At 75.1% G+C, this 4,968-nt stretch carries 2 protein-coding genes; one reads left to right on the forward strand and one right to left on the reverse strand.

The features are described 5' to 3' along the window. On the reverse strand, nt 1-548 hold a 548-nt coding region (locus ACFVFS_RS40520), incomplete at its 3' end, for an EsaB/YukD family protein (RefSeq protein ID WP_380630132.1). 236 nt (nt 549-784) lie between these two features. On the opposite strand from ACFVFS_RS40520, the gene eccCa reads away from it, so the two are divergent. Further along, a complete protein-coding gene (gene eccCa / locus ACFVFS_RS40525) occupies nt 785-4,828 on the forward strand; it encodes a type VII secretion protein EccCa (RefSeq protein WP_380630133.1) in 4,044 nt (1,347 codons plus the stop codon). Nucleotides 4,829-4,968 lie beyond the last annotated feature (140 nt).

Consider the following 4,968-nt stretch of genomic DNA (forward strand, 5'->3'; position numbering starts at 1 on the left):
GCGGCCGCCAGCGCGGTGCCGGCGGGGGCGTCACCGACAGCCCGTCCGGCCGCGGCCGCGCCGCCGAGCAGCAGGACGGCCGCGCCGGCGGCGCAGGCCCAGCGCAGGTCCCCGTCGCCGGGCAGGGCGAGCAGGAACAGGCCGGTGGCGAGCGCGACCAGGGCGAGGATGAGGGCGAGGTGGTGGGTGACGGCGGGCCGCCAGGAGTCGCCGCGGGCGGCCATGCCGCTGCGCACGCCGTCCACCAGGTCGTCGAAGTGCACTTCCGGCAGGGTGTCGCGGCGCGGGCGCAGGTGGAGTTCCTCGCCGTCCCGGACACCGAGCGCCTCCAGGCTCAGCTCCTCGTCCAGGGGCGGGCCGCCGGCCCGCTGGAGCACCCAGCCGTCGTGCTCGACGCCGCTCTCCTCGACGCCGGGGCCCGCGTAGCCGAGCACCGTCGGCAGCAGGTCGGCGAGCACGATGTCGCCGGGCACGGCGAGTTCGAACGCGGCATCGGGTGCGCGGAACCTCAGTCTGCACAGTCCGGTCGCCGCCACTCCACCGCTCACCTGTCGCGCCTCTCGCTCGCCCGGCCTCTCCGGTCCCCCACCGGCTCTACGGGCGGCGGGGGCGGCGCGGTTCACCCGCGCGGCGCACCGGTGCCGGGCCGGGTGAACCGCGCGGGGCGCGGCGGCCGTTGGCCAGGGTGCGGTCCCGGTCCGCCGCCCGGGCGCGGTGGCCGCGCCAGGGTGCGGCCGGCCGCAGTGGAGCGAAGCGCCGCGGGCGCGGCGAGAGGAGAATCCCGTTGAGCGTGGTCCTGGTCGACCGTCCGCCCCGGCGCCCCGGACCGGAGATGCCGGACGGCGAGATCCAGCTGCAGGAGCCGCCCGGTCTGCCGGAGCCGCAGAGCGGCGTCTCGCAGATGCTGATGATGGCCCCGATGGCGCTGAGTTCGCTGTCGATGGTGATGATCTTCCTCAACCCGAACGGCGGCAGCGGCCCCCTCCAGTACGTCGCGATGGGCATGATGGGCCTGTCGGCGGTCGCCATGCTGGTCACCCAGCTGGTCCGGGCCTCCGGCGACCGCAAGCGGCAGCTGCGCGGCGAGCGCCGCGACTACCTGCGCTACCTGTCCCAGATGCGCCGCCAGGTCCGCCGCCACATCGTGCGCCAGCGGACCGCGCTGGCCTGGCGCCACCCCGCGCCGGGCTCGCTCGCCTCGCTGGTGCGGACCTCCCGGCTGTGGGAGCGGCGATCGTCCCACCCGGACTTCGGCGACGTACGGATCGCCACCGGTCCGCAGCGCCTCGCCGTCCGGCTGGCCCCCCTCGCCACCAAGCCGGTGGAGGACCTCGAACCCCTCTGCGCGCACGCGCTGCGCCGCTTCATCCATGCCTACGGCTCGATCGCCGACCAGCCGATGGCGGTCCACGTCCGGGGCTACGCACAGGTGCTGATCCGCTGCGCCGCCCCGGAGGGCGACGGCGCCGAGCCCGGTCCGGCGCCGGACCAGGAGCCGGCCCGCGCCCTGGCCCGGGCGATGCTCGCCCAGCTGGCCTTCTTCCACGCGCCGGACGAGCTGCGGATCGCCGCCGCCGTCGCCCCGGGGCGGCAGGCGGACTGGGACTGGCTGAAGTGGCTGCCGCACGCGCTGCACCCGACCGAGACGGACGGCGCCGGCCCGGTGCGCCTGGTGGCCGGCTCCCTGGTGGAGCTGGAGCAGTTGCTGGGGCCGGAGTTCGGCGAGCGCCCGCCGTACGAGCCGGAGTCGCAGCCCGCCCCGGACGAGCCGTTCACGGTCGTCGTGCTGGACGGCGTCCAGGTGTCCTCGGGCAGCCGGGCCGCGCTGGCCGGCTACCGCAACGCCGTGCTGCTGGACCTCGGCGACGCCCTGGAGTGGAAGCACAGCAAGTACCGGCTGCGGCTGCGGATCACCGACGACCGGCTCGACCTGGTCGGCGCCGACCGCAACCGCAACGACGAGACCACCGCGCTCGGGCGGCCGGACGCGCTCCCCGTGGTGGCCGCCCGCCGCTACGCGACCCTGATGGCGCCCTACCGGCTGGGCGACGCGGTGGACACCGCCGAGCCGCTGAACACCGACTTCGACCTCACCGCCCTGCTGGGCATCGGCGACCTGCACCGGCACGACGTGCGCCGTGCCTGGACCGACCGGCCGCGCGGCCAGCGGCTGCGGGTCCCGCTCGGCCTGGGCGCCGACGGCCGGCCCGTCGACCTCGACCTCAAGGAGTCCGCGCAGGGCGGCATGGGCCCGCACGGCATGCTGATCGGCGCCACCGGCTCCGGCAAGTCCGAGCTGCTGCGCACCCTGGTGCTGGCGCTCGCGCTCACCCACTCCTCCGAGACGCTCAACTTCGTCCTGGTGGACTTCAAGGGCGGTGCGACCTTCCTCGGTCTGGACCGGCTGCCGCACACCTCGGCGGTGATCACCAACCTGGCCGACGAGGCCGCGCTGGTCGACCGGATGCGCGACGCCCTGCACGGCGAGATGAACCGCCGCCAGGAACTGCTGCGGGCCGCGGGCAACTACAGCTCGCTGCTGGACTACGAGACCGCCCGGGCGGCCGGCACCCGGCTCGACCCGCTGCCGACGCTCTTCGTGGTCGTCGACGAGTTCAGCGAACTGCTCTCGGCCCACCGGGACTTCATGGAGCTGTTCATCATGATCGGCCGCCTCGGCCGTTCGCTCGGCGTCCATCTGCTGCTCGCCTCGCAGCGCCTGGACGAGGGCCGGATGCACGCCCTGGAGTCCCATCTCTCCTACCGGATCGGCCTGCGCACCTTCTCCGCCATGGAGAGCCGCGGCGTGCTCGGCGTGCCCGACGCCTACCAGCTGCCCTCGCAGCCCGGCAACGGCATCCTGCGCAGCGACATCGCCACCCTCACGCGGTTCAAGGCCTCCTACGTCTCCGGCCCCTACCGCCGCCGGCGCGGGGCCGCCCGGCAGGCCGCCGCGGCCGGGCAGGTGGTTCCCTACGACACCGCCTACGTGATGCCGCGCAGGCCCGATCCGGTGGCGGTCGAGGAGGAGACCACCGAGGAGGAGACCACCGTCACCCTGCTGGAGCTGGCCGCCGAACGGCTGCTGGACGCCGGGCCGCCGGCGCACCGGGTCTGGCTGCCGCCGCTGGAGGTCCCGCCGACCCTGGACGAGCTGCTCCCGCCGCTCGGCCCCGACCCCCGGTACGGCCTGACGCCGGAGGGCTGGTCCGGCCGGGGCGGGCTCGCCGCACCCGTCGGGGTGGTGGACCGGCCGTTCCAGCAGATGCGCGAGCTGCTGGTCGCCGACCTGTCCGGCGCGGGCGGCCACGTCGGCATCGCCGGCGGTCCGCAGAGCGGCAAGAGCAACCTGCTGCGCACCATGATCACCGGACTGGCGCTCACCCACTCGCCGCAGGAGGTGCAGTTCTACTGCCTGGACTTCGGCGGCGGCACGCTGTCCTCGCTGCGCGGGCTGCCGCACGTCGGCGGCGTCACCGGACGGCACGACCCGGAGCGGATCGGCCGCACCCTCGCCGAGGTCACCGCCGTGATCAGCCGGCGGGAGCAGAGCTTCGCCCGGCTGGGCATCGACTCGATGGCCGCCTTCCGCCGCCGCCGGGCGGCCGGGGACCCCGAGCTGGCCGACGATCGGCACGGCGACGTCTTCCTGGTCGTCGACGGCTGGAACACCGTCCGCCAGGAGCTGCCGGACGTCCTGCCGGTGTTCACCCTGATCGCCGGACGGGGCCTCAACTACGGCGTGCACCTGGTGGTGGCCGCCAACCGCTGGGGCGAGATCCTCGGCGGTCTGCGCGACCAGCTCGGCACCCGCTTCGAGCTGCGGCTCGGTGACTCCATCGACTCGATGATCAACATGCGGGCGGCCGCGACCGTGCCCCGGATCCCCGGCCGGGGCCTCACCGAGGAGCGGCTGCACTTCCTGACCGCGCTGCCCCGCATCGACGGCCACGGCGACGCGGACGACCTCGCCGAGGGCGTGGCCGACCTGGTGGACGCCGTCAACGAGCACTGGACCGGCCCCCGTGCGCCCGAGGTGCGGATGCTGCCGCTGCTCCTCGACGCCGCCGACCTGCCGGCCCCCGACGGCCGGCTGCGGGTCCCCCTCGGCCTGGAGGACACCAACATCGCGCCGCTCTGGCACGACTTCGAGGAGTCCCCGCACCTGCTGGTGGTCGGCGACAGCGAGAGCGGCAAGACCAACCTGCTCAAGCTGATGATCAAGGCGATCACCACCGCGTACACCCCGGACCAGGCCCGCATCATGCTGATCGACTTCCGGCGCGGGCTCTACGAGAGCCTGCCGGAGGAGTACCGGCTCGGCTACGCCGTCTCGGTGGACGTGGTCAAGCAGATCGTCACCGGCGCGGCCCGGGCGATGGAGGCGCGGGTTCCCGGCGAGGACATCAGCCCGGCGCGGCTGCGGCTGCGCGACTGGTGGACGGGGCCCGAGCTGTTCGTCATCGTCGACGACCTCGACCTCGTCCCGGCCGCCTCCCCCAACCCCTTCGAGCCGCTGCTCGCCCACCTCGCCCAGGGCACCGAGCTGGGCCTGCACCTGATCGTCGCGCGCGGCGCCAACGGGGTCGGCCGCGCGTACGGGGATCCGGTGCTGCGCCGGCTCCAGGACATCAACACCCCGGTGGTGCTGCTGTCCTGCCCGCCGAGCGAGGGCACGCTGTTCGGCAGCACCAAGCCGCGCGAACTCGCGCCGGGCCGCGCCCTGCACATCAGCCGCCGCAGGACGGTGCAGCTGCAGACGGCGCTGATGCCCGAGCCGGGCGAGCCCGGGGCGGCGTCGGAGGGGCTGCCGGAGGGGCCGGAGTGAGCGGTGAACCGGGGGCGCGGCGGCAGCCGTAGTCCAGGACGATGAGCCTCTCCCGCACCGGTGCGCGCCCCGGCGACCCCGCACCCCCGGCCGAGCCCCGCCGCCGCTTCGGATTCCGGCGCGGGCCGCAGGCGCTGCCC

It is taken from the genome of Kitasatospora sp. NPDC057692 (assembly GCF_042799475.1).
Lineage (GTDB): Bacteria > Actinomycetota > Actinomycetes > Streptomycetales > Streptomycetaceae > Kitasatospora.